The organism is Anaerolineales bacterium (assembly GCA_003105035.1).
Taxonomy (GTDB): domain Bacteria; phylum Chloroflexota; class Anaerolineae; order Anaerolineales; family UBA4823; genus FEB-25.
This window is the reverse complement of the sequence record PQAL01000002.1, coordinates 167,471-190,406: the sequence shown is the minus strand read 5'-3', so window position 1 is coordinate 190,406 and position 22,936 is coordinate 167,471. Positions and strand designations below refer to the sequence as shown.

Below are 22,936 nucleotides of genomic sequence, written 5' to 3'. Positions count from 1 at the left end.
ATATCCCTTTACGAAAAATGTGGAATCATCCATCTCCTCGTTGACATTATTACGTAATACTGTTATAATGTTATTATCAGACAAATGAAAAGAGAAAATGAAGCAAGGAGTGCCAAATGGTTGTAGAAGAATTTTTAATCCATGAGCTGGCAGAACGGGCCGGGATATCCGTTCGAACGATACGCTATTACATCGAAGAAGGGCTCCTGCCCCAGCCTAGCTACCAGGGGAAATATTCTTACTACTCACCCAGCTACCTGGACAGGCTGGAGCTCATCCGCAGGCTGAAGGAATCCTACCTGCCGCTGCGTGAAATCCGGGAAATCATGAACACGCTATCGGATGAGGAGGTTAAGCATAAACTGCTCGAGCCTTCAGCCACCACTCCCCGGTTCCAAGGTCAACCCATGCCTTCCCAACCCAATGCCAGGCCCGCTGAAAAGGCACTTCAATATATCGACCAGATCATGGAAGACCAATCCAGATATAAAACGAAAGGAACGACGGAAAAAAACCAGATAAGGATCACAAGACAATCCGATTTAGCGGTGCCACCAATGAGCAACCTGCAGGATATCTATTCAGACGAGAGCGAAGGCATGTGGCAAAGATTTGAGCTGGCAACCGGGGTAGAGCTTCATCTTCGCCACCCAATACAACCAGAAATGGAATATCGAGTCAGGCAGCTGCTCAGTTTCTCAAGGAAAATCTTTAGCACAAAATTACAAGGAGGAACGAAATGAACCAGGAAAAACTCAACATCCAATTAAATTCAGACAAGAGCCTCATATCGAAGGAAAATACCACTCAACGAATTCTGGAAATCCGGGTACAGGCTCCTGAGGCATCGAAAGACGATCGGCGGCCGGATATCAACCTGGCATTGGTGCTCGACCGTAGCGGATCGATGAATGGTGCAAAACTAGAATATGTGAAGCAGGCTGCCTGCCACGTGCTTGAACAATTGCAAGCGCAAGACCAAGTGGCCCTGGTGGTATATGATGACACCATCCAGGTGCTGGCGCACAGCATGAAGGTAACCCACGGCAACCGCTTCGAGATAAAACAGCTGATCTCCAGCATCACGTCTGGAAATATGACCAACCTGCGCGATGGCTGGCTGACCGGCTGCAGGGAAATCGCTGCAGCTGCCGGAGAGGGGACCATCAACCGCACCATGCTGCTCACGGATGGGCTGGCCAACGTGGGCCAGACTGACCCAGAAATCCTGGCGCAACATGCCTTCGAGCTGTACAAGGATTCCATCTCCACCTCGACCTTCGGTGTTGGGCATGGGTTTAATGAGCATCTTCTCGAAGCGATGGCTAACCGGGGTGGCGGTAACTTTTATTACATTGAACGGCCTGAGCGAATCGTCAAGATTTTCTTGAAGGAATTTGAAGAATTGATCGGCATCACGGTGCGTAAGGTGGAAGTGAAGATCGACCTCCCGATGAGCATGGATTGGCAGGTATTGGGTGGTTGGGCTGCTGAATATAAAGATGGCAGCCTGCACATCTACCTGGGTGACATGCTCTCAGGCAGGCTGCAGGATCTTTACGTGAAATTGCAGGTACCGGCTGGGGCAGCTGCAGATGAACTGAAGCTCAACGCCAAGGTCTTCAGCCAGGGTCAACCTGGGCAGGTGTTCGAAGGCCAGGCAGAGACAAGCTTCAGGTATGCGAGCGGGAAGGAAGTGGAAGAAGCCGCGGTAAACCAGGAGGTCATGCAGCGTTTCAGCGTGGTCGAGCTGGCGGATGCTGCCACAGAAGCCCTGAAGCTCGAGCGCCGGGGAGAACGGGAAGCAGCCAATCAATTGCTTACTCAACAGATCAACCTTAGCCGGCCGTATGTTTCAGCACAGGACTCTTCGAACTACGAAGATATGTCTGCACGTATGAAACGCGGCATGGATGAAGCCGACCGTAAGCACTCACAATGGCAGAGCTACAACCGGAAGCGTCAAAAAGAACACAAAGAAGACTAGACAACTTTAATGATTTTTAAAGAAATCTGGTGATAAAATAAGATTTAGATAAAACAATGCGTTCTACGCATTAGGGTTTCAACCCCAGGGGGTTGGTCGTGAAGCGCTCTGTGCGCAATAGCGTGCAGGGCGCTTCTGATTTAAGGGGGCTGAGCAATAATAAAATGGATAATCCATGGACAAAATAAACCGCCTGGCAATGCCAGCTGAGCAGCCAATTTATTACATCGGCACATCCGGTTGGACCTATGAGCACTGGAAAGGCCGTTTTTACCCACCTGAACTGCCTCAAAAGAAGTGGTTCGATCATTACTCAAGCCAATTTTCAGCGGTGGAGGTCAATGCCACCTTTTACCGCACGTTTAAAGACCAGACCTACCTGAACTGGAGGCAGGGCGCTCCCGAAGGGTTCGGTTACGTGCTCAAAGCGCCGAAGTTGATCACCCATCGCAAGTTCCTGTTGGATGTGGAGCAGGATATTCAGGCTTTTTATCGCTCGTGCACACTGCTGGGAGACAAATTCAAAATGATCCTGCTCCAGGTGGCACCTAATATGCCCATAGACTCAGGACGCTTGCGCACAGCCCTTTCAGCTTTCCCTGACCCCACCCGGGCAGCGGTCGAATTCCGGCGTTCCGATTGGTATGGCCAAGACACCATGCGTCTGTTGGAAGAGCTAGGAGCTACACTCTGCAATGTAGATTCGCCCCAGCATAAGCTCACCGATCATCTCACCTCGACGAGAGCCTACCTGCGCATGCACGGCCGTGGCCACTGGTATTCATATAACTACTCAAATACCGAGCTTGAAGAAATCGCCCGGCTCGCCCAAAACTTAGCAAAAAAAGGGGCCAGGCAGGTGTATGTATTTTTTAATAACGACTTTGAAGGGTACGCACCAGCCAATGCCCTCAGGCTAAAACAGCTGTTGGAATAATTTCAATATATATCCAATCACAAGTTAGCGATCGAAGAATGTCATTACTTATTTTGGATGGGGGAGAATATTTACAGCTTTTTTCTGGCCAGAAAACAGATCAATTACATTTTTAGCGAGATTTTTATTTTTTCTTGACCCATTTATTCAATACCTTGCCACCAACTTGACCTCAAAAACACTATATTAAGCTGGACTGGATGTAATCAGGAGCAGCTTATGTTGGACCTACTTTACCTTGCGATGATTGCCGTAGTATTTATCGCCTGCTGGGGCTTGATCGCTCTATGCCAGGGCCTGATGGATGAGTGATATGGATATCTTCTATATCCTAACGGGATTGATCTCGATTTCTCTATTGGTCTACTTACTACTCGCACTCTTAAAACCGGAGTGGTTCGACTGAAAAGCGGACTGGACAGCGAATGACATTTAATAGTTTTTTGCAAGTGACGATCTTTTTCATCATCCTGATCATGCTGGTCAAACCCCTAGGCTTATACATGGCACGGGTTTATCAAGGTGATAGCACCATTCTCCATAGCCCCCTTCGCCCGCTGGAAAGATTCCTGTACCGAATTTTCGGGATCAGGGAGGAAGACGAGATGGATTGGAAGGTCTATGCCATCTCATTGCTGGTCTTCAGCCTGGTCAGCTTCGTGGCCCTATACCTGCTCCAACGACTGCAGGGGCTGCTTCCACTAAACCCCCAGAAGCTTGGAGCAGTCTCTCCAGACCTTTCATTCAATACAGCGATCAGTTTCGTCACCAACACAAATTGGCAAGCTTACGGCGGAGAAAACACACTGAGCTATCTACCCCAAATGGTTGGGTTAACCGTCCAAAACTTTATGTCAGCTGCGGCTGGCATGGCGGTACTGATGGCGTTTATCCGCTCATTGACCCGCAAACAAACCACTAGGATTGGTAACTTCTGGGTCGACATGACGCGCGGGGTGTTATACATCTTACTGCCGATGGCGATGATCCTGGCTATATTCCTGGTGAGCCAGGGGGTGGTACAGACATTCTCGCCGTATAAACAAGTCTCGCTTGTCCAACCATCCACATCTCAACAGCCCATCCTGGATGCCAAGGGTAACCTCGTCACCGATGCCAGCGGTAATTCGCTAACAGAAACTATCACTCAGACCACCCAGCTATTGGCTGTTGGTCCGGCTGCCTCACAGATCGCCATCAAAGAACTGGGAACCAATGGGGGCGGATTTTTTAATGCCAACTCCACCCATCCGTTTGAAAACCCAACACCCCTGTCTAATTTTGTGGAAATGCTATCCATCCTGCTCATTCCAGCAGCACTTACATACACCTTCGGCTATATGGTTGGATCTACACGTCAGGGCTGGGCAATCCTGGCAGCCATGCTGGTATTACTGTGGATAGGGCTTGGGCTTGCCTTCGCGGCTGAACAGACTGGCAACCCGGCTTTAGCCAGCCTAGGGGCAGACCAAACGAGCAGTACAACGAATCCCGGTGGCAACATGGAAGGCAAGGAAGTCCGTTTTGGGACGGTCAATTCTGCCCTGTGGGCAACGGCAACCACGGCTGCATCAAACGGTTCGGTAAACAGCATGCATGATTCATACACTCCGCTGGGGGGTCTGGCGATGATGTGGATGATGATGTTGGGCGAAGTATCTTTTGGCGGGGTCGGCTCGGGCTTGTATGGGATGTTGGTTTTTGTGATCGTAGCGGTATTTGTGGCGGGATTGATGGTAGGCCGTACGCCTGAGTACCTGGGAAAGAAGATCGAAACCTACGAGATGAAAATGGCGGCGCTGCTCATCTTGATCATGCCGATCAGCGTGCTGACATTTACCGCAATCGCCGTACTTACCAATCCAGGTAAAGCTGCAATACTCAATCCGGGCCCACATGGTTTCAGCGAAATCCTGTACGCCTATACCTCGCAAGGGAATAATAATGGTAGCGCGTTTGCAGGAATTGCGGCAAATAATCCGTTTTATAACATTACTGGTGGGATTGAAATGCTGATTGGCCGGTTCTTCCTGGCTGTTCCGACATTGGCATTAGCTGGATCGCTGGTAAAGAAGAAAAAGTCACCCGAGAGTGCTGGCACCCTCCCAACCCACACACCATTATTCATCGTCTGGTTGAGCGCTGTTGTTATCCTTGTGGGTGCATTGAACTTTTTCCCAGCCCTGGCATTGGGACCAATTGTTGAGCATTTAATGCTTTGGTGACAATCGAGGGATCATGCTCAATAAGTATGGCAAGAACCAGAACAGGTCTTAGAATGGTAGTACACTCTTCAAAGTCACTATCGAAGCGGCGCCAGCTATACGAACGGGCGGTGATCGATGCATTTAAAAAACTGGATCCACGCCACATGGTACGCAACCCGGTCATGATGGTTGTGGAAGTTGGCAGCTCACTAACAACAATCTTATTGGTTCAAGCTATGACTGGTCATGGTGAAGCACCTGCTGGATTCATTGGTACGGTAACGCTCTGGTTATGGTTCACGGTGCTGTTTGCTAATTTTTCAGAGGCAGTAGCTGAAGGCCGTGGAAAAGCCCAGGCAGAAGCATTACGCAAAACCCAACGTGAAACCATGGCAAAAAAACTCCGCACCCCCAACCGTGAGGCGGCAGTCGATACAGTACCTTCGACAGCCCTTCACAAGGATGATCATCTCTTGGTTACCGCTGGAGAAATCATCCCTGTGGATGGTGAAATCATTGATGGAATTGCCTCGGTGGACGAAAGCGCGGTGACTGGAGAAAGCGCCCCAGTCATCCGCGAATCTGGCGGTGACCGCAGCGCAGTGACCGGAGGTACACGCCTGCTATCGGACTGGTTGGTTATACGCGTAACCGCGAACCCAGGTGAAGGATTCCTCGATCGCATGATCAACCTGATCGAAGGCGCAAAAAGGCAAAAGACACCCAATGAGATCGCCCTAAACATCCTGCTAGCAGCGTTTACACTCATATTTCTTGTGGTTTGTATCACTTTATTACCATTTTCGCTCTACAGCGTGCAAACCGAAAGCCATGGTACTCCCATCACGATTACCGTGTTGGTCGCCCTGCTCGTGTGTTTGATCCCTACCACCATCGGCGGATTATTATCTGCCATTGGCATCGCCGGGATGGATCGGATGATCCAACACAATGTGATCGCAATGTCTGGTCGAGCTGTCGAAGCAGCTGGTGACGTAGATGTGCTTCTTCTAGACAAGACCGGAACGATCACACTTGGCAACCGCCAAGCGGTTGAGTTTATCCCTGTAGGCAAGATTAAACCAGAAGAACTTGCAGAAGTTGCCCAGCTCTCATCATTGGCAGATGAAACTCCGGAAGGACGCAGCATCGTTGTGCTCGCCAAGGAAAAATTTGGCTTGCGTGGTCGGACGGTTGGCTCTGGACCGGATGCTCCATCTGGAGCACACTTCATTCCTTTCACTGCTCAAACAAGGATGAGCGGCGTCGATATGGATGACACGTCGATTCGTAAAGGCGCACCCGACGCAATGCTGGCTTATCTCAGGCAACAAGGGAATACGATCCCAGCAGAGCTTGAGCACGTCGTTGAATCGATTGCCAAGTCGGGTGGCACACCACTGGTTGTGGCATGCAATGGTGAAGCCTGGGGGGTAATCCACCTAAAAGACATCGTCAAAGGCGGAATCAGGGATCGTTTCGCACACCTGCGAAAAATGGGGATCAAGACTGTAATGATTACCGGTGACAACCCACTTACCGCAGCCGCTATTGCAGCTGAGGCTGGGGTAGACGATTTTCTTGCGCAGGCTACCCCAGAAACCAAACTCAAGCTAATCCGTGAATACCAATCTGGTGGGCGATTGGTAGCCATGACCGGTGATGGTACCAATGATGCGCCGGCACTGGCTCAGGCGGATGTGGCGGTGGCAATGAATACGGGTACCCAACCTGCCCGAGAAGCCGCCAATATGGTCGACCTGGACAGCAACCCGACAAAACTGATCGAGATCGTGGAAATCGGCAAGCAGCTGCTGATGACACGCGGATCCCTCACTACGTTCAGTATCTCAAATGATGTCTCAAAGTATTTCACTATCATTCCCGCCGCGTTTGCCAGCACCTACCCACAGCTTGGAGCCTTAAATTTAATGCGTCTTTCTACACCCGAAAGCGCCATCTTATCGGCAGTGATCTTTAATGCACTCATTATCATCGCCCTTGTTCCACTGGCTCTCAAAGGGGTTCCGTATCGCCCCAAAGGGGCGGCCCAGTTATTGCGCGACAACCTGCTAATCTATGGTCTGGGTGGTTTAATCGCTCCATTCATTGGGATCAAGATGATCGATATGCTGCTGGTGTTGTTACATCTGGCATGATACTGAGTAAGGAAGTTTTAAATTAAGTAACGACAGAGTTATGTTGAGAGGAAACCTATGAAGAAAAAAATATTTTCATCAACCGCATTCATAAACTGCATCTTCGCTTTTTTAACCGTAGCTCTAACGACGATTCCATTATTATTTATCGGGCGAGAAACCCTCGGGGAGGCAGTGATTGCGCTGTTATATCTGGTACCGATAGGCTGGTGCGCTGCCAAGTGGGGCCAGGGAGCGGGGGTGTGTGCGGCTGTTACTGCTGCTTTGCTATTTGACTTCTTCTTCATTCCGCCATTCTATACTTTTGCTGTGGGCAGGCTGGAAGGCTGGCTGGTGCTGGCAATCTTCCTGGTAGTTTCGATCGTAGTCATCGCGAGGATCCAGACTGGCTTATCTAAGGCCCAAACTAGCCAGCGAGAGGCGATGTTCATGTATGAGCTATCATCAGCTTTATCTGGTCTGCGCACCCAGGAAACGGTTGTACATGCACTGGCCAATAACATCCAATTCATGTTTCAATCTCAACTAGTGGAAGTATGTGTCGAGTGTAGTGGGTCGCAACGATCGCTGATGGCAAAAGCTCCACCAGCAGGTGAGGCGAGCGGAATGCCTGATCGAATTTTGCCTATCCTGGCTTTTCCCGGCCTGGTAGGTGAGATTCGTATCTGGAAAGGAAACGGGTGGCTGCCGGAAGAAGGTAGCCGCCTGCTGCACAACATCACCATCCAGGCAGCTCAGGCGCTCGAACGATCCAGGCTGGCTGAAGCCGAAGTGCTGGCAAACGCTGACGCCGGGTAAAGAAGTGGAAAATTCTAATGCGCGCTTATCTTAGACCGGCGTTGGTGTCTTTGGCGGTTTTCAGCTTGATCACCGGGGTCATTTACCCCCTGGTGATCACCTCGATTGCCCAGGTTATCTTTCCCAGGCAGGCGAACGGCAGCTTAATCTTCCAGAATGGTGAGGCGGTCGGCTCAGCGCTGATCGGACAACAGTTCGACGACCCGCGTTACTTTTGGGGACGCCTATCAGCCACGTCACCCTACCCGTATAATGCAGCAGCCTCGGCGGGATCTAACCTGGGACCCACCAACCCGGCATTAACCAGCGAAGTAGAAGCTCGGATTGCCGCCTTAAAAGCAGCAGATCCTACCAACACGGCGCCCATCCCAGTGGACCTGGTCACTTCTTCAGGCAGTGGTCTCGACCCCGATATTAGCGTGGCGGCAACGAATTACCAGGTGGCCAGAGTCGCCAGGTTACGCGGCCTAAGCCAGCAGCTGGTTCAAGCCCTGGTCGAAAAATATACACAAGGGCGGACCTTCGGCATCCTGGGCGAGCCACGAGTCAATGTGCTTGAGCTTAATCTTGCGCTGGATGCGATAAAATAAGACGGGGAGATCATTGTGGGAGCTTTTGCTGAAATCCGACCAGATCCAGACGAGCTACTGGCGCGTGTTCAATCAGAAGCCAAACAAAAGAAACGCGGCCATCTGAAGATCTTCTTTGGCTATGCGGCAGGTGTGGGAAAAACCTATGCCATGCTGGAGGCTGCTCACCAACGTAAAGCAGAAGGCGTGGATGTTGTGGTGGGATATGTTGAGACTCATCAACGAGCTGAAACAGAGAACATGCTGCGCGGCCTAGAGATCGTCCCTGCAAAAATCATAAACTACCGAAATGTAAAGCTTCACGAGCTGGATATCGATCAGGTTCTTGCCCGAAAGCCCAACTTGGTGCTGGTGGACGAGCTGGCGCACACAAATGCTCCGGGCTCCAGGCACGCGAAACGATACCAGGATGTGGAAGAGCTGCTGGAGGTGGGTATTAATGTGTATACAACCCTTAACATCCAGCACCTGGAGAGCTTGAATGATGTAGTCGCCCAGATCACTGGCGTAAAAGTCCAAGAAACCATTCCTGACCGGGTGATCGATGAGGTGACCGATATCGAGCTGGTCGACCTGCCCACGGACGAGCTGTTACACCGCCTTAAGGAAGGAAAAGTTTACATCCCCGAACAGGCTGAACGGGCTATTGAAAAATTCTTTCGACAGGGTAATCTGACTGCGCTACGTGAGCTAACCATGCGGCGGGCTGCAGAACGGGTCGATAACCAGATGCTCGATTATATGGGGCTGCGTTCTATCCCTGGGCCGTGGCCTGCCGGTGAACGCTTGCTGGTATGCGTCAGTCCTGGGATTGGCAGTGAGCGGCTCATTAGAACTACACGCCGTCTGGCCGATGAGATGAAAGCGGAGTGGTATGCGATATTCGTTGAAACCCCACAGCATGTGCGTATGCCTGCCAGCCAGCGTGACAAGGTTGACCATATGCTGCGGCTAGCCGAGGAATTAGGTGCCAGGTCGCTCACGATACCCGGTCATTCAGTTGTCGAAACTGTGACAAACTATGCCCGGAACCAGAACATCACGAAGATCATCATCGGTAAATCACACCGGTCGAAGCTGATTGACCTGTTCCGCAGGCCAATCGGTGACCAGTTAATCCGCAGGAGCGGTCCAATCGACGTGATCTCAGTGAATAGCAAGGAGAAATGTACAGAAAAATCGCCAGAGAGCCAAGCAGAACACATCTGGCAGCCCCATCATCCGTTACGCCGGTATGCCTGGGGCCTCGCCATGATGTTGGTGGCGACTGCCATAGGCTACCTGATTGCCCCGTTAATTTCACCGACCAACCTAATCGTCATTTACTTACTGGCAACTGTGGTGGCAGCCCTATTTCTTGGGCGGGGTCCAGCAATTATGACCTCAATCTTGAGCGTGCTGGCCTTTGATTATTTCTTCGTTCCACCCCAGTTCACCCTGGCTGTTTCAGACACAGAATACATCCTGACTTTCTTTGGCTTACTTGCGGTGAGCCTAGTCATCAGCTATTTAACTGCCCAGGTTCGGGAGCAAGCCGATGCTGCTCAGCGGCGTGAGGCCCAAACAGCGGCCTTGTATGATTTAGGTCATGACCTGACAGCCGCGGTAGGTTTAGAGGCTGTTACGAAAACTGTAGTTGACCATATCGGGCAAACCTACAGCCGAGATGTAGCCATTTTCCTGCCCCAGGCTGGGGATTTATACCTGTACAAAAGTACCCAGGGCCTGGAGGTAACAGAGAATGAATTAGCAGTCGCCGTATGGGCTTACGAGCATCGTCAGCAGGCAGGCCGCGGAACCGATACGCTGCCAGATGCTTCCATGCTTTACCAACCGCTTAAGACAACCCAGGGTGTGATCGGTGTATTGGGGATTAAACCATTGAATAACAGCTCCTACTTGAATCCTGACCAACGGCGTATCTTGGAAGCGTTTACTAACCAGGTAGCCTTGGCGATCGAAGGTGCTCAGCTGGTTGAACAAGCCCACCAGGCCGAACTGATGGAAGCTACCGAGAAATTACAGTCCGCGTTGCTTAATTCCATCTCGCATGACCTGAGAACTCCACTGGTATCGATCACAGGGGCTTTGAGCAGTCTCGAAGAAGTCGGCCCTGCCCTGGATGAAGATGTGAGCCGTAGCTTGATTGAGACAGCACGTGAAGAGGCGGACCGTTTGAACCGCCTGGTGGGCAACCTGTTGGATATCACCCGATTGGAAGCAGGTCCAATCCAGCTTCGGCGCGAGGCTTGTGATATTCAGGAACTGGTTGGGTCAGCCTTGGAACAAATCGGAGCGCGACTCAAGGATCGCCAGGTGAAGGTAGATATCCCTGAACAACTAGCCCCGGTGCCATTGGATTTTGTGCTGTTCAGCCGGGTACTGGTGAATATCATTGATAATGCCCTGAAGTACTCACCCCCGGATAAGCCCATCGAGGTCCATGCTCATGAAACAAAGCAGGGATTGGAGATAAAGATCGCTGACCACGGAGAGGGAATCCCGCAGGAAGACCTCGAACGCATTTTTGACAAGTTTTATCGGGTGCAACGACCCGATAACGTCAGCGGTACTGGCCTGGGGCTTTCGATAAGTAAGGGGATCGTAGAAGCACACGGGGGCAGCATCATGGCGGAAAACCGCCGTGGTGGAGGGTCAGTTTTCACAGTGTGTGTGCCACTGGAATGGAAGGGTAAGAAATGAACGAAATTGGTTTGCGGGTACTAGTGGTGGATGATGAGCGTGCCATCCGGCGCTACCTGCACGCAGCCTTGAATGCTCAGGGCTACACGGTTTATGAGGCAAGCAGCGGTAAAGATGCCCTGGATAAAACCGTCAGCGACCGGCCAGATCTGATTGTCCTCGACCTGGGATTACCCGACATCGATGGAGTGGAAGTCACTCGCTTATTACGCCAGTGGACACACATCCCGATCATCATTCTCTCGGTGCGCGAGCAAGAAATTGATAAAATCAATGCCCTGGATGCCGGAGCAGACGACTATCTGACCAAGCCCTTCAGCAGTGGGGAGCTGCTGGCACGCATGCGGGCTGCACTCCGCCATTCCAGCCAGGCAGCGACCGAACCAGTCTTCGAATCGGATAGTTTGAAGGTAGATCTGACTCGCAGGCAAGTGCATGTTAATGGCGTAGAAGTAATGCTCACACCTACTGAATATGATTTGCTGCGCATCCTGGTGCAAAACGCGGGACGGGTGCTCACCCATCACCAGCTACTTCATGAAGTGTGGGGAAGTGCCTATGTTAATGAAGCTCATCTGCTAAGGGTAAATATGAGCAACCTGCGGAGAAAAATCGAGCCCGACCCGACCCGACCACACTTCATTATTACCGAGCCGGGAGTTGGTTACCGGCTCAGGACCTCAGCATGATACGGGCATCCAGTGCCCGGCAGCCATCCTTATCCTGGAAGACACGCAGGGGGTTGATATCCAGCTCGCCAATCTCGGGGAAGTCGATCAACAATTGAGAAAGGCGTAGCAAAGCTTCACCAACCGCCAGCAAGTCGGAAGGCTTATGGCCGCGGGCTCCCTTGAGGATGGGAGCACCCCGCAGCTCATCGATCATCTCCATGGCCTCGCGGTGGGTGATGGGGGCTACCCGCAGTGAGACTTCCTCGAGTACTTCAACGAAGATACCGCCCAGGCCGATCAGCACCACGGGACCAAAATTGGGGTCCTGTCGACCACCCAGGATCAGCTCCTGTCCACCCGTCACCATGGGCTGCACCAGCACCCCATCCAATCTGGCATCGGGGTAGGAGGCATGGATACGGCGCAACATGTCTTCAAAGGCCTCTTCCACCGCTGGACCGTTGCGCAGGTTAAGCTGCACACCACCCACATCAGACTTATGGGAAATTTGCTCTGAAATAACCTTGATCGCCACGGGGTAACCCATTTTCTCAGCTGCCTGGCGTGCTTCTTGTACGGTGGACGCATGCACGCCAACCGCAGTGGGGATGCCATAATGTTCCAGCACCTCCATCGACTCAGAAAGCAGCAGGTCGCGTCCCTCTTCTCTGGCCTGGTTAATCATCCTTCGCACGGCTTCATGATCCACCTCGAATTCAGGGGTTTGTTCAGCGCTGCGGATCTCCTGCATGCGGCTGTAATGGCGGTAACTCATCTCCAGGGCGCGGATGGTCTCAACCACAGCGGTGAAGATGGGGAAGGCGTAGGTCTGGCGCAGGTAGTTAACCTCCTGGGCTGAAGTGGAAACATAATAGGCGACCGGCTTATCATATTGTTTGCCTAAGGCTATGACCCGTTCCAGCAGCCTGCGGCTGGCGTCGATCTCCCGTTCAGAAGCAGTATGCAGAAACACTACCCCATCCACATTCGATAACTTGAGAGCCCCTTCCAGGATTTGGGCGTACACATCCCAATCAAATAAATCGCCCAGGTCTACCGGGTTGGTCAGCTTGATCACCGAGGCGCGAAAATGCTTCTCGATCTCTTCCAAGAAGGAGCGGGGAAGATCGGCAAGCTCGAAGCCGGATAGCTCGCTCGAATCAGCAGCCACCACGGCGTGCCCACCTGAGCGTGAGATGATCGCCAGTTTTTTACCACGCATAGGAGGCAGACGCAGGGCTTTCAGGTTATTGAGCAGGCTGGTAGCATCATGGACACGCACGATATCGGCCTGTTTAAAGGCGGCCTCAGCAACTTTATCATCGCTAGATAGGGCTGCGGTATGGGAAGCCGCGATGACCTTGCCCAGGCTGCCGATATTGGACTTGAACACCAGGATAGGTTTCGCCGAACGACAGGCAATATCCATCAGGCGCCTGCCATCACGCAGGCTTTCCAAATATAAAAAGATAACCTTGGTGCCGGGATCCTCCAGCATGTACTCCAGGATATCTTCAGCAGACACATCCAGCATGTTGCCGACCGAGATAAACTTATTCGGGGCAATCCCCTCATTTGTCATCAGGTTAAGCACGGAGAAACCTACCCCACCACTCTGTGATATTAATGAAACATCTCCGGCTTCGGATGGTTTCTTCAAACGCAGGAATGGCACGCTGAAGCCATTATCGACGTTGATGACCCCCACGCAGTTCGGGCCAATGAAGCGGATGCCGTAGCGCCGGGCTACCTGCACGATCTGCTCTTCCAGCTTAAGGCCTTCCTCACCGTACTCCCTGAACCCGGCTGTCTCAATGATCGCCCAACGTACGCCCTTTTGCCCGCATTCTTCGAGGAGCAGAGGGACCGTCCGGGCGGGTGTCAGGATCACTGCCAGGTCGATATGGTCGGGGATGTCGGAGATCGAGCGGTAAATGCGGTGGGTTTGCACGAAACCGCCTGAGGGACCGACCGGGTAGACAATCCCGCCAAAGCCGAATTCGACCAGGTTCCCGACGATGTTACGGCCGAGGTTATCGGGTTTATCGGAAACGCCGATGACAGCAACACTATTAGGGTAGAAGAACTCACGCATATGGTTAAACCTCCTGCGTAATGCGAGTGGCATACCTTACCTGTGAATTATAGTCTAGGTTGGAAAGTGAGATGATAAAGCAAGAGAAAAAGGAGTTAGAAACAATTATTGTCGCCAACAATTTGCAAATTGGCCAGCATCAAAGGTTGGGAGGCATCTCCCTGATCTGGGTAACATAATCGCACACATGCTGATGAAGCTCTTCGGGGTACGAGTACCCCAGGCGACCGCCAACCTGGATCGCCACCCGCTTGAAAAAGTCCAAGGTGAGGTACAATGCTTCCCAATTCTCAGCAATGGAGGCACCAGTATAAGTGCGTTCCAAATCGACCCAGATATCTGCGGGTACGAGCTTCCTCAATTCCTTGCCCAGGTTCCCGACCGGAATCGACCAATCATGGTCTAGCTCCACCAGCCATTCCAGTAGTGGGCGCAGGTAGACATGTTTCATGTCGTAATCCAGGCACCATTTCGCAGGCAGGAGCTCACCACGCCATAAGCATTTAGCCACATAAGGCACATCCGACAAAAAGTCGTTGACCAAAAGCTGGTATGAAGCCAGATCGGGCCTTTTGGGGAGGAAGGCTTTCCTGCTGGGTGGTAGCAAGCCTTGCGCCAGCTTATCCTTATCGAGCAGAATGCGATAACCAGCATCCAACTGGCCAGGTAAAGTGTGTGAAGCCTTGATAAGGGCAAACATGCTGACCGGCCATAGGGTGAAATCAATCTTGAGCCCGCTGCAATACTGGACAACATTGGCACATACCTCGATCCCAAAGACTGGATCAGGATAGATGGGGTCCCAATAGGCGATCAAAACATCGCCAAAGACATTCAGCCATGCCCGATCTGCCACCAGGGGGTGGATATCCCTTAAGATCAAAATGACATCATAATCGGATAATGCATCGAGCTTCGCCTTGGGGATGGCGCGTGTGCTGGTGAGCATCACCAGGCGGACAGGGTTCTGCGCTTGAGCCCAGTTGATGATGGTTTGCTCGACCAGGTCAAATGGTACATCAGTACCCATAAAAGCTCACGCTTTCACGCTGCAAAATCCAGGCCGTAGCCACTCTCAATCAGCTCCACTAATTTACGGGTGAAGCGGGTCGCAGGAGCACCGTCGATGACATCGTGGTCAAAAATGATCGTCAGGTTGAGCACCTCACGCGACTCGATCTGCCCATCTACTTTCATCAGCCTGGGCGCGGTGCCCCCCACAACCAAATCGAGCACGTGAGTACCAACGGAGATCCCCCAGCCAGAATGACCCTTACCAAACATACCCACCGAGGTGATACCAACTGTTCCAGCCATGGAGGTGGCAATGGTTGGATCGCGGCGCAACATCATGCTGAAAAAGGCCCTGAATATGTTCGAAAGAGGCCAGGGTAAGAGTAGCATCGAACGGAACCAACCAACCTTATCGCCGCTCGCCACTTGGTGACTTGATTGGATAGAGCGAATCTCCTCGTGAATCTCACCAAAGCTTTTGTGGTTGGCAGCCCGGATGACATGACCGGTGAGCACTTTTTTATCGCCTTTTTGCAGCTCGACCATGAACCCCACATCCACATCATCGAATATGACCAGCTTCCGGTTGCCTTTGCGATATGATTGGACGGTTTTATCACCATCTACAGCCCGCGCCAGGCAGGAGATCAGGTAGCCGGTGAAGGACAAAGCCTCCCCAGTCTGTGCTTTGTGCTCTTCAATGAACTTCCGGGCAACGGTGACATCCACTTCCAGCAGGGCATACATGTTGTGCCGGCCTGCTTTGAGCTCCTGGAAAGCCGCCATCCCCCTGCGCTCCTTGGGGAAATCTACGACACGATAGGATGGGGTTGGTTTATTCATACTCAATCACCTCAAATGCCAGCCGTCTCTAAGACTGACTGCGCGGTTAGGGCTGGCTCACCACACTCCCTGCAGGCGCAGCTCGTGCATGGCAGCCTTATGGGTTTCTACCAGGCGGGTGATATCATCATCGGTGTGGACGGTGCACATGAACGCGTGATTGGGCGGGATGTGCAAGCCATTCAGGCGGTAGAGCAATCTGAGACCAGGGCTGGCGAAGCGGTGCCCATGGCGGGTATCACGCACGCTGTTGATCGGCCCGGCAGCAGCGTGCATCCAAAACATGGAACCGACGCCTGTAGCCATGGCGGGAAAGCCCTGCTCCTGGGCAAAGCGGTTGATCTCGCTGCGAAAGCGGTCGCCCATGGCGTTCAGATGGGCATACACCTGCGGCTCGCTGTCGAGGCGCTTGAGCACAGCCATCCCAGCGGCGGTAACCAGGGGATTTCCGTTAAATGTCCCTGCCATGAGGATGGAGCCTGGCTCGGTATCGTACTCCATCAGCCGCATGGCTTCAACCGACCCACCCACTGCCCCAAACGGCAGCCCACCCCCAGCCACCTTGCCGAATGTGCTCACATCGGGGATGACCCCGTAATATTCCTGCCCGCCACCTGGAGCCAAGCGGAAGCCGGTGATTACTTCGTCGAAGATGAGAAAAGCACCAATCTCCTGGGTGACCTTACGTAATTCGGCAAGGAACTCCCTGTGAGCCGGGATTGTGCCACCCGCGCCCTGCACGGGCTCGATGATCACCCCCGCCAGCCTGGAGGCGTGCCTGCGAATTTTGTCGAACGCAGCCGGGTGGTTGAACGGCAAGACGATGACATTCCTCACAGCACCTTCAGCCAGGCCGGGGCTCTCTGGTATAGCGATTGGATCGTCAAGAGGCCCAAAATCATCCGCGTTCGGGCGGGGTCGACCAAAGCTGACCGCCAGCAGGTCATGTGTGCCGTGGTAGCCACCTTCAAACTTAGCAATCAGAGGGCGTTTGGTAGTGGCGCGCGCCAACCTGACTGCATACATGGTGGCCTCCGTGCCCGAGTTGCAAAAGGTGACCCGCTCCACGCCGGGCACCATATTACAAAACAGCTTGGCGAATTCGTATTCATGTTCATGGCAGTTGCCATAGGAGGTGCCGCGTGGCAAAGCTTCACTGATCGCCTGTGCGACCTCGTCAGGCGCATTGCCCAGCAACATGGTGGAAAAGCCCAGCATGAAGTCAAGGTATTCGTTCTCATCCGCATCCCACACCCGAGCACCTTTTGCACGCCGGATGACCATGGGGAATGGATCGGCCAGACGGAACATGCTGCCCACACCAGCCGGCATGACAGCCCGGTTCTTCTGCCAGATCGCCAGCGAATTGGGGCTCTTGGCCATGATCTGCTGGCGATAAGAATTCAAGAGATTGACAACCTTTTCATCGTTAAGCATTCTCAACCCTCCGGTTAATATAAGGAAATGTCCAGGTTATTCTCCACGAGCGCGGATCCACTCGAGTGTAAGTTTCATGACGTTCATCAGCGGCTCGATGGTCAAGACATCGGGAGTATCCCGGTCTTGATGGTAGAAAGCAAGAAACTGCTCGGGTGTCTTGAATCCCTGCAGGGTAGTGGCTTTTAAACCTGCCCACAGAAATGGGGCAGCATCACTGCCCGCGCCGAGACCCCCGGCGCCTATTTTATGTGGAACCCCAGCACGCTGGGCGGCAGCCATGGCACTTTTAACCACCTCGGGGGTGCATTTCACCGTACCATTCACTTCCTTTTCAAGAATGGAGATTTCGGGGTAGGCAATAATCTCATAATTGAGCACACGCACATCCAGGCGCCTGAGCTCATCCAGGTGGCGAGCCACATACCGCCGAGAACCACGCAAGCCCACCTCTTCGCTGCCAAAGGTGATGAAGCAAACCTCCATGTCGGCGGGGATATCGGAAGGGTTTTGAGCCAGGTAACGGCTCATGGCTACCACCACGCCACAGGCCGAGAGGTTATCGGCAGCACCCGGTACTACACCACCATTTTTCTTTCCTCTGGTAAGGAACAGGGCATAAATCATCGCAGGGATGATTGGGAAAACCAACACGACCCATCCGATGGTCCCCAGGTCTATCAGGGCCTGGTTGCTAAAGACCCCACCCAATAACTGGAACAGGCACATCACTGTTATAAGTACCGCCCCGATAAAAAACACACCGGAAAAGATATAAAACCCAAAACCGAGAAAACGGATCCAGGTGTTTTCAGGGGCGCTGTCGTGGTGGCCGCTGATGATCAGCAGGCGTTTGATGTCTGTACTGCCCGGATGGCGTAACTTACCAATGACATTAATGGAGGTTTTCTTTGGGAATAACCAATCCAGAGCCTCGCGACTAAGCAGGAATTCAACGATAAACGATACAGGCATAAAGAGGGAAAAGAGAAAGGCAAGCAGGGCGGGTATCCAGGGGGAAATCCAGCCAAAGCACCCTCCAAATATATTAAGCAAGACTGCTAACAGCATGCATGCTACACCAGGGTAGGTATTTAAAAGAGTGCCAGGTGCCAGGGTGAACTCTTCCATGACTACATTCTCAGGGCCGAGATGTGCAGACAATTCCTTTTTTATATACTCTGCCCGTTCTCTTTCCTGGGTGCTGGCGGGCACACCCGGGCCGACCTGGTCGCAGATGGCTTTGACGACATTGAAAGCATATTGGGCATCATCGGGGGAAATACTTTGAGTCATGCTGTGACCCTTCAATTAGCAAAAAAAATTTACTGCGCAGCTATGTCGCTCAATCCATATCCGCTTTCAATTAGCTCCACCAAGCGACGCACAAAACGGGCTGCCGGAGCCCCATCGATCACATCGTGATCGAGCATCATGGTGAGATGCAGGATCTCACGTGGCTCGATGCGGCCTTCCACCACGCCAGGCTTTTGGGCAATACTCCCCACCACCAATCCAATCGGCTCAGAGACAGGATAGAGCCCCCAGCCGCTGTGGCCTTCACCGAACATCCCCACGGAGGTGATGCTGACTGTGCCCCCCATGGAAGTGAGGATGGTTGGATCCTGGCGCGTGGCCCAACGGATAAACGCCCTGAACACCTTGTAAAGGGGCCCTGGCAGAAGCATGGCTGTACGGAACCAATTGGGCAGCCCCCGGTTGGGTGGCAGTGGTGCTGATTGCACGGAGCGGATCTCAGTGTTGATCTCCTGGATAGTCTTGTGGTTGGCAACCCTGATCACATGGCCCATCAACCCACGCTTCTCACCAGCTTTATGCTCAACCATGATGCCGACATCCACATCATCAAACACCACCAGGTGTTTGCTTCCCCTCAGATAGGCGTGAACATCCTTATTCTCCTCAATGGCATGTCCCAGGCATAGGGCCAGGAAACCCGTGAAAGATAAGGTCTCTGCATGTATCTGTTTGTATCGGTCAATTAATTGCCGAGGCACGGTCACGTCCACCTCCAGCAGGCCAACCATGCTGTGCTTCGGCTCCCCCAGGCTAAGCATATTAATCATCATTCGGCGACCGGGAGTGAGGTCCACCACGTGGTATGCTGCGGTTTTTGTGTCCATCAGTGTGGTCCCTTCAGTGTTGGTTTCAGAGGCGAGGTTTTCGCAAGGCGCCAAACAGCATGCGGGTGTATAGAATTGACCAAATGCCCCCCAACCAGCCGCTGACTTTAGCGATGGCAGCCAGATCGGGCATGAAGAACTCGAAAAATTTGAGAGTACCGGTGGATTGTAAATAGACCAGAGCAGCTGAAAAGGATAGTTTGGGGAGGAGCGGGAGCAGGATATGCTGGCCCCATAATGGCCATCCGCGGAGGCGTTGGGAGGAATCCTGGCTTATTCGCCGTGCGGATCGCAGGGTGGTGATGATGCCCAGTACCTGCAACAACGGGAGGAGCGGCAGGAGGCGGAAGATCCACTGGAAGAAGCCCCACTTGATCGGCTCAGGCTGTTTCCCGGCCAGCAAGGCGACCATACCCATGCCGAATTCCTCGGTGATGGGGTGCAGTCCGTATGGGTCGGCATTGAACATGACCACCAGGCCCTTGCGCTGAGCAGGGACAAATCCCATATAGGCAGAAAAATCAGGCACATTCCCACCGTGGGTAAAGGTTTTCGTTTCACCCAGGTCGATTTCGAACCATCCCATGCCATACTTTCCCGATGGCATACCCATAGGTAAGTATTCCAGCACACCCTGGTGTAACTCATCGATTCTCGGAGCGGAAAGGATCTGTACATCCTTATAGCGGCCTGCATTCATATGGGCAGCCAAGTAATGCGCCATATCTTCCACGCAACTGATGAGATACCCGGACGGGAGGGCAGCGCGAGGCACCGGCAGGTCGGGGGCGGGGAATGGATGGCCAAACCAATGGCGGTGACCACGCGCCAGGCTATTTTGCTTTGCAACTGAGCGCGTGGTATAGCTGTGGCCCATCTCCAATGGTTTAAAGATGTGGTTTTGGATGTAATCGGGGTAAGACTCTCCGCTGGCGGTTTCGATGATCAAACCGAGAACGTCATAATTCAAGTTGCAGTAATCGCATTTCTCTCCGACAGGGTTGGTTTTGAGCGTCGCCATGCCGCGCACCTTGCGCTCGGTGGCATCCGGACCGTCACCATAATCTTCCAGCACCACCTCACCAGCGATGGCGGGGAATCCACTGGTCTGGTTGAGCAGGTGCCGCAGGGTAACCTGTGCGGAAGCCTGCGAGTCAGCCACCCGGAACCAGGGCAGGTAGCGTTGAACGGGGGCATCCAGCTCGACCTTGCCAGCTTCCACAAGCTGCATCACCGCCAGGGCAGTGAACGACTTGGTCAATGAGCCGATGAAGAACGGGGTGCGGGCAGTGGGCACTTCACCATTCGGCCGTGCCAGGCCAAAGCCGCGCTGGTGCACGACCTGGTCACCCTCGATGATAGCCAGGGAGGCACCAGGGATGTGCAGGCGGCGCATCTGATTTTCTATGTAATCATCGATGGAATCATATTTAGTATGTAAAGAAGAATACTTTATCGAGGCGGGTTTAGCGAACAGCAAGCGGCTTATCGCGATGCCTGCACCAATGGCTATTGATCCAATCAGGAGATTTTTATTTTTCATCGGATTTCCTCCTCCGGATTTCACCGATTGGTTTTTTGGCAAACGCACAAAGAAATCTCAAGCGGAGCCAGGCGCAACTTCTACCATGAATTCCCTGACTGCCTTAATGGTTTCCGCCTTCTGTTCATCGTGTGGATTATGACCCGCTCTGTCGATGAGCACTAATCTCGCGTTGGGGATTGCCGCAGCCAGCTCTTTCTGAGACTCCTCTGGGTACACGAAATCTTGACGTCCTGCCATCACCAGGGTGGGAATCTTGATCTCACTCAGCCGATCCATGACTGTCCAGCCCTGTAGATATGTGGTTTCGGCAAAGATACACGCTTCGGGTCGCAGCTTCGACTGTAAACCCTCGATAAGCATGGGCAGCGCCTGGATTAAGCTCATATAGGGATCATAGGCATTTCTTAACTTCATCAGGTTGGAAAACATCTCGTCCGGTTCAAACTGACCGTTAAAATGGCGACGGGCAACTTCCACAATCTCAGGGCTGAAGCCACGCTGAGCTAATAACTCAGGACCTTTTTGGCTCGGCCAGATGTAATCGGCACCTGAGTTGACCAGGATCAGATGTGACAGGTTTTGGGGATAGCGCAAGGCATACTCCAGGGCCACACTACCCCCAAAGGAATGCCCGAGTACCGCCCATTTATTGAAGCCCAACGCCTGACGCAAGGCATCGGCATCGGCGGTCAGGTTCTCCATCGTCATGGTGGTGACATCCGGTCCCATCGAGCGACCATTGCAGCGGTGGTCATAGAAGACCAGGGTAAATTGATCTTTGAGTGGTTTAAAAGCCGATAAAGTGTAAAGGTCTCCCCCAGGGCCACCGTGCATTAACACCAGCGGATATCCGTGCCCGATGACTTTCACGTGAAGCGATATGCCCCGAATCGGCATGTGTGTCATAGGTAGTCCTCCTAACCAGCAATGAACTCTGCGAAGCAAATTGATTGGTCCTCTAGAAAAATCTCCGCTTTACGGGATTCCTCAGAGGGGTGGGACGATTACCGGGGCACGGATAAGAATATCAATAAATTATGAAACAAAGTGATACATGAATATTTTAGATTAATTTCCACACTGGTTCAAGTATCAAAATTCCCCGTAAGGAAGTTACCTTTTACTACAGTGTAAATATTATTACCAGCTCAGGCATGTACCTCAGCTTGTAAAAAGTCTCAGGTCTATCATCCAGACATGGCATGTCCTGCGGACTGTGAGTTGATGGCCAGCAATAAGATATAACCCAGGAACAAAATGACAGTGATCCATTCAAGCAGGTAGATCTGCTGGAAGAAACTGCTCAGGAGGACCAACACGGCAGTCGAGATGCCAAGGACGAGCAGCCAACGAGGCACACCGGGATGGTATCGGAGCATTGCAGCGGAAAAGATAAAAGCGGTTGACAGCAGGATATATAGACTGGTGGACCAGAAAGCATGGATCGTGAACTGGTCTATGCTGTAAATGGCGCTTAATAGCATGGCCAGGCATCCAGCAATCCCAAATCCCTGGGTCAGGCGTAGCATAATCCTCTGCACTTTATGATTATTTATCCCCCAGATCCCCAGGCTAAGAAAAAACAACATCATCAGGATTGCGGTCAAGATAACCCCAATATTATATACTTGTGCCCCACCCGGATTGAGCACGGGATTTCCCAGATCACTGAGCCAATTATCCATTGGGGAGTATGGTAGGGGATAACGAAGATAAGCAAGCAGGGTGAATATAAGATAGAATGCGCAGGCCAGAATTCCAGAGATAAAACTAAGATGAAACCTCTTCATATGTTCCTCCTTTTA

At 52.4% G+C, this 22,936-nt stretch carries 19 protein-coding genes; 10 read left to right on the top strand and 9 right to left on the bottom strand.

Translation table 11 applies throughout. From position 1 onward, the window contains the following. The first annotated feature begins 116 nt into the window (after window positions 1-116). The 10 genes from C3F13_01165 to C3F13_01120 all read left to right on the top strand — a co-directional run bounded on the left by C3F13_01165 (window position 117) and on the right by C3F13_01120 (window position 12,070). Window positions 117-743: a hypothetical protein gene (locus C3F13_01165; GenBank protein ID PWB56710.1), complete on the top strand. Its 627-nt coding sequence runs from the start codon at window positions 117-119 to the stop codon at window positions 741-743. Then, window positions 740-1,987 (top strand): hypothetical protein, encoded by a 1,248-nt coding sequence (locus C3F13_01160; protein PWB56709.1) that lies wholly within the window; start codon window positions 740-742, stop codon window positions 1,985-1,987. The genes C3F13_01165 and C3F13_01160 overlap by 4 nt, the downstream gene beginning before the upstream one ends. A gap of 175 nt (window positions 1,988-2,162) precedes the next feature. Next, window positions 2,163-2,924 carry a DUF72 domain-containing protein gene (locus C3F13_01155; protein PWB56708.1) on the top strand — a complete coding sequence of 254 codons (762 nt, stop codon included), beginning with the start codon at window positions 2,163-2,165 and terminating at the stop codon, window positions 2,922-2,924. A gap of 313 nt (window positions 2,925-3,237) precedes the next feature. Continuing rightward, a complete protein-coding gene (gene kdpF, locus C3F13_01150; protein ID PWB56707.1) occupies window positions 3,238-3,330 on the top strand; it encodes a K(+)-transporting ATPase subunit F in 93 nt (30 codons plus the stop codon). Window positions 3,331-3,349: 19 nt separating this feature from the next. Then, window positions 3,350-5,149, top strand: a complete 1,800-nt coding sequence (locus C3F13_01145; protein PWB56706.1) for a potassium-transporting ATPase subunit KdpA — start codon at window positions 3,350-3,352, stop codon at window positions 5,147-5,149. A 53-nt stretch (window positions 5,150-5,202) separates the two neighbouring features. Then, complete coding sequence (gene kdpB, locus C3F13_01140) at window positions 5,203-7,290, top strand: K(+)-transporting ATPase subunit B (protein ID PWB56705.1); 2,088 nt, start codon at window positions 5,203-5,205, stop codon at window positions 7,288-7,290. 57 nt (window positions 7,291-7,347) lie between these two features. Then, window positions 7,348-8,088 carry a hypothetical protein gene (locus C3F13_01135; protein PWB56704.1) on the top strand — a complete coding sequence of 247 codons (741 nt, stop codon included), beginning with the start codon at window positions 7,348-7,350 and terminating at the stop codon, window positions 8,086-8,088. Window positions 8,089-8,105: 17 nt separating this feature from the next. Continuing rightward, window positions 8,106-8,678 (top strand): potassium-transporting ATPase subunit C, encoded by a 573-nt coding sequence (locus C3F13_01130; protein PWB56703.1) that lies wholly within the window; start codon window positions 8,106-8,108, stop codon window positions 8,676-8,678. Window positions 8,679-8,690: 12 nt separating this feature from the next. Then, window positions 8,691-11,381: a sensor histidine kinase KdpD gene (locus C3F13_01125; GenBank protein ID PWB56702.1), complete on the top strand. Its 2,691-nt coding sequence runs from the start codon at window positions 8,691-8,693 to the stop codon at window positions 11,379-11,381. Then, entirely contained in the window at window positions 11,378-12,070 is a 693-nt protein-coding gene (locus C3F13_01120) for a DNA-binding response regulator (GenBank protein ID PWB56701.1), read from the top strand. Before C3F13_01125 ends, C3F13_01120 begins: the two co-directional genes overlap by 4 nt. On the opposite strand, the gene C3F13_01115 is transcribed toward C3F13_01120, so the two are convergent. The 9 genes from C3F13_01115 to C3F13_01075 form a co-directional block, all read right to left on the bottom strand. Continuing rightward, a complete protein-coding gene (locus C3F13_01115) occupies window positions 12,054-14,180 on the bottom strand; it encodes a hypothetical protein (protein ID PWB56700.1) in 2,127 nt (708 codons plus the stop codon). The genes C3F13_01120 and C3F13_01115 overlap by 17 nt on opposite strands. A 106-nt stretch (window positions 14,181-14,286) precedes the next feature. Continuing rightward, complete coding sequence (locus C3F13_01110) at window positions 14,287-15,177, bottom strand: hypothetical protein (protein ID PWB56699.1); 891 nt, start codon at window positions 15,175-15,177, stop codon at window positions 14,287-14,289. A gap of 14 nt (window positions 15,178-15,191) precedes the next feature. Then, on the bottom strand, window positions 15,192-16,004 hold the full coding sequence (locus tag C3F13_01105) for a dehydrogenase (protein PWB56698.1): 813 nt from the start codon (window positions 16,002-16,004) through the stop codon (window positions 15,192-15,194). Window positions 16,005-16,061: 57 nt separating this feature from the next. Next, entirely contained in the window at window positions 16,062-17,441 is a 1,380-nt protein-coding gene (locus C3F13_01100; GenBank protein ID PWB56697.1) for an aspartate aminotransferase family protein, read from the bottom strand. A gap of 36 nt (window positions 17,442-17,477) precedes the next feature. Continuing rightward, complete coding sequence (locus C3F13_01095; GenBank protein ID PWB56696.1) at window positions 17,478-18,737, bottom strand: hypothetical protein; 1,260 nt, start codon at window positions 18,735-18,737, stop codon at window positions 17,478-17,480. A gap of 29 nt (window positions 18,738-18,766) precedes the next feature. Next, window positions 18,767-19,639: a dehydrogenase gene (locus C3F13_01090; GenBank protein PWB56695.1), complete on the bottom strand. Its 873-nt coding sequence runs from the start codon at window positions 19,637-19,639 to the stop codon at window positions 18,767-18,769. After that, a complete protein-coding gene (locus C3F13_01085; GenBank protein PWB56694.1) occupies window positions 19,611-21,128 on the bottom strand; it encodes a hypothetical protein in 1,518 nt (505 codons plus the stop codon). The genes C3F13_01090 and C3F13_01085 overlap by 29 nt, the downstream gene beginning before the upstream one ends. Window positions 21,129-21,185: 57 nt before the next feature. After that, window positions 21,186-22,037, bottom strand: a complete 852-nt coding sequence (locus tag C3F13_01080; protein ID PWB56693.1) for a hypothetical protein — start codon at window positions 22,035-22,037, stop codon at window positions 21,186-21,188. 281 nt (window positions 22,038-22,318) lie between these two features. Next, on the bottom strand, window positions 22,319-22,921 hold the full coding sequence (locus C3F13_01075; GenBank protein ID PWB56692.1) for a hypothetical protein: 603 nt from the start codon (window positions 22,919-22,921) through the stop codon (window positions 22,319-22,321). Window positions 22,922-22,936 lie beyond the last annotated feature (15 nt).

Excerpts from the sequence above, each read along its gene's own strand:
- C3F13_01135 (PWB56704.1), top strand. The coding sequence starts at position 7,348 with ATGAAGAAAAAAATATTTTCATCAACCGCATTCATAAACTGCATCTTC.
- C3F13_01085 (PWB56694.1), bottom strand. The coding sequence starts at position 21,128 with ATGAAAAATAAAAATCTCCTGATTGGATCAATAGCCATTGGTGCAGGC.
- C3F13_01095 (PWB56696.1), bottom strand. The coding sequence starts at position 18,737 with ATGACTCAAAGTATTTCCCCCGATGATGCCCAATATGCTTTCAATGTC.
- C3F13_01155 (PWB56708.1), top strand. The coding sequence starts at position 2,163 with ATGGACAAAATAAACCGCCTGGCAATGCCAGCTGAGCAGCCAATTTAT.
- C3F13_01110 (PWB56699.1), bottom strand. The coding sequence starts at position 15,177 with ATGGGTACTGATGTACCATTTGACCTGGTCGAGCAAACCATCATCAAC.
- C3F13_01120 (PWB56701.1), top strand. The coding sequence starts at position 11,378 with ATGAACGAAATTGGTTTGCGGGTACTAGTGGTGGATGATGAGCGTGCC.
- C3F13_01115 (PWB56700.1), bottom strand. The coding sequence starts at position 14,180 with ATGCCACTCGCATTACGCAGGAGGTTTAACCATATGCGTGAGTTCTTC.
- C3F13_01100 (PWB56697.1), bottom strand. The coding sequence starts at position 17,441 with ATGCTTAACGATGAAAAGGTTGTCAATCTCTTGAATTCTTATCGCCAG.
- C3F13_01145 (PWB56706.1), top strand. The coding sequence starts at position 3,350 with ATGACATTTAATAGTTTTTTGCAAGTGACGATCTTTTTCATCATCCTG.
- C3F13_01160 (PWB56709.1), top strand. The coding sequence starts at position 740 with ATGAACCAGGAAAAACTCAACATCCAATTAAATTCAGACAAGAGCCTC.
- C3F13_01105 (PWB56698.1), bottom strand. The coding sequence starts at position 16,004 with ATGAATAAACCAACCCCATCCTATCGTGTCGTAGATTTCCCCAAGGAG.
- kdpB (PWB56705.1), top strand. The coding sequence starts at position 5,203 with ATGGTAGTACACTCTTCAAAGTCACTATCGAAGCGGCGCCAGCTATAC.
- C3F13_01075 (PWB56692.1), bottom strand. The coding sequence starts at position 22,921 with ATGAAGAGGTTTCATCTTAGTTTTATCTCTGGAATTCTGGCCTGCGCA.
- C3F13_01130 (PWB56703.1), top strand. The coding sequence starts at position 8,106 with ATGCGCGCTTATCTTAGACCGGCGTTGGTGTCTTTGGCGGTTTTCAGC.
- C3F13_01080 (PWB56693.1), bottom strand. The coding sequence starts at position 22,037 with ATGACACACATGCCGATTCGGGGCATATCGCTTCACGTGAAAGTCATC.
- C3F13_01165 (PWB56710.1), top strand. The coding sequence starts at position 117 with ATGGTTGTAGAAGAATTTTTAATCCATGAGCTGGCAGAACGGGCCGGG.
- kdpF (PWB56707.1), top strand. The coding sequence starts at position 3,238 with ATGGATATCTTCTATATCCTAACGGGATTGATCTCGATTTCTCTATTG.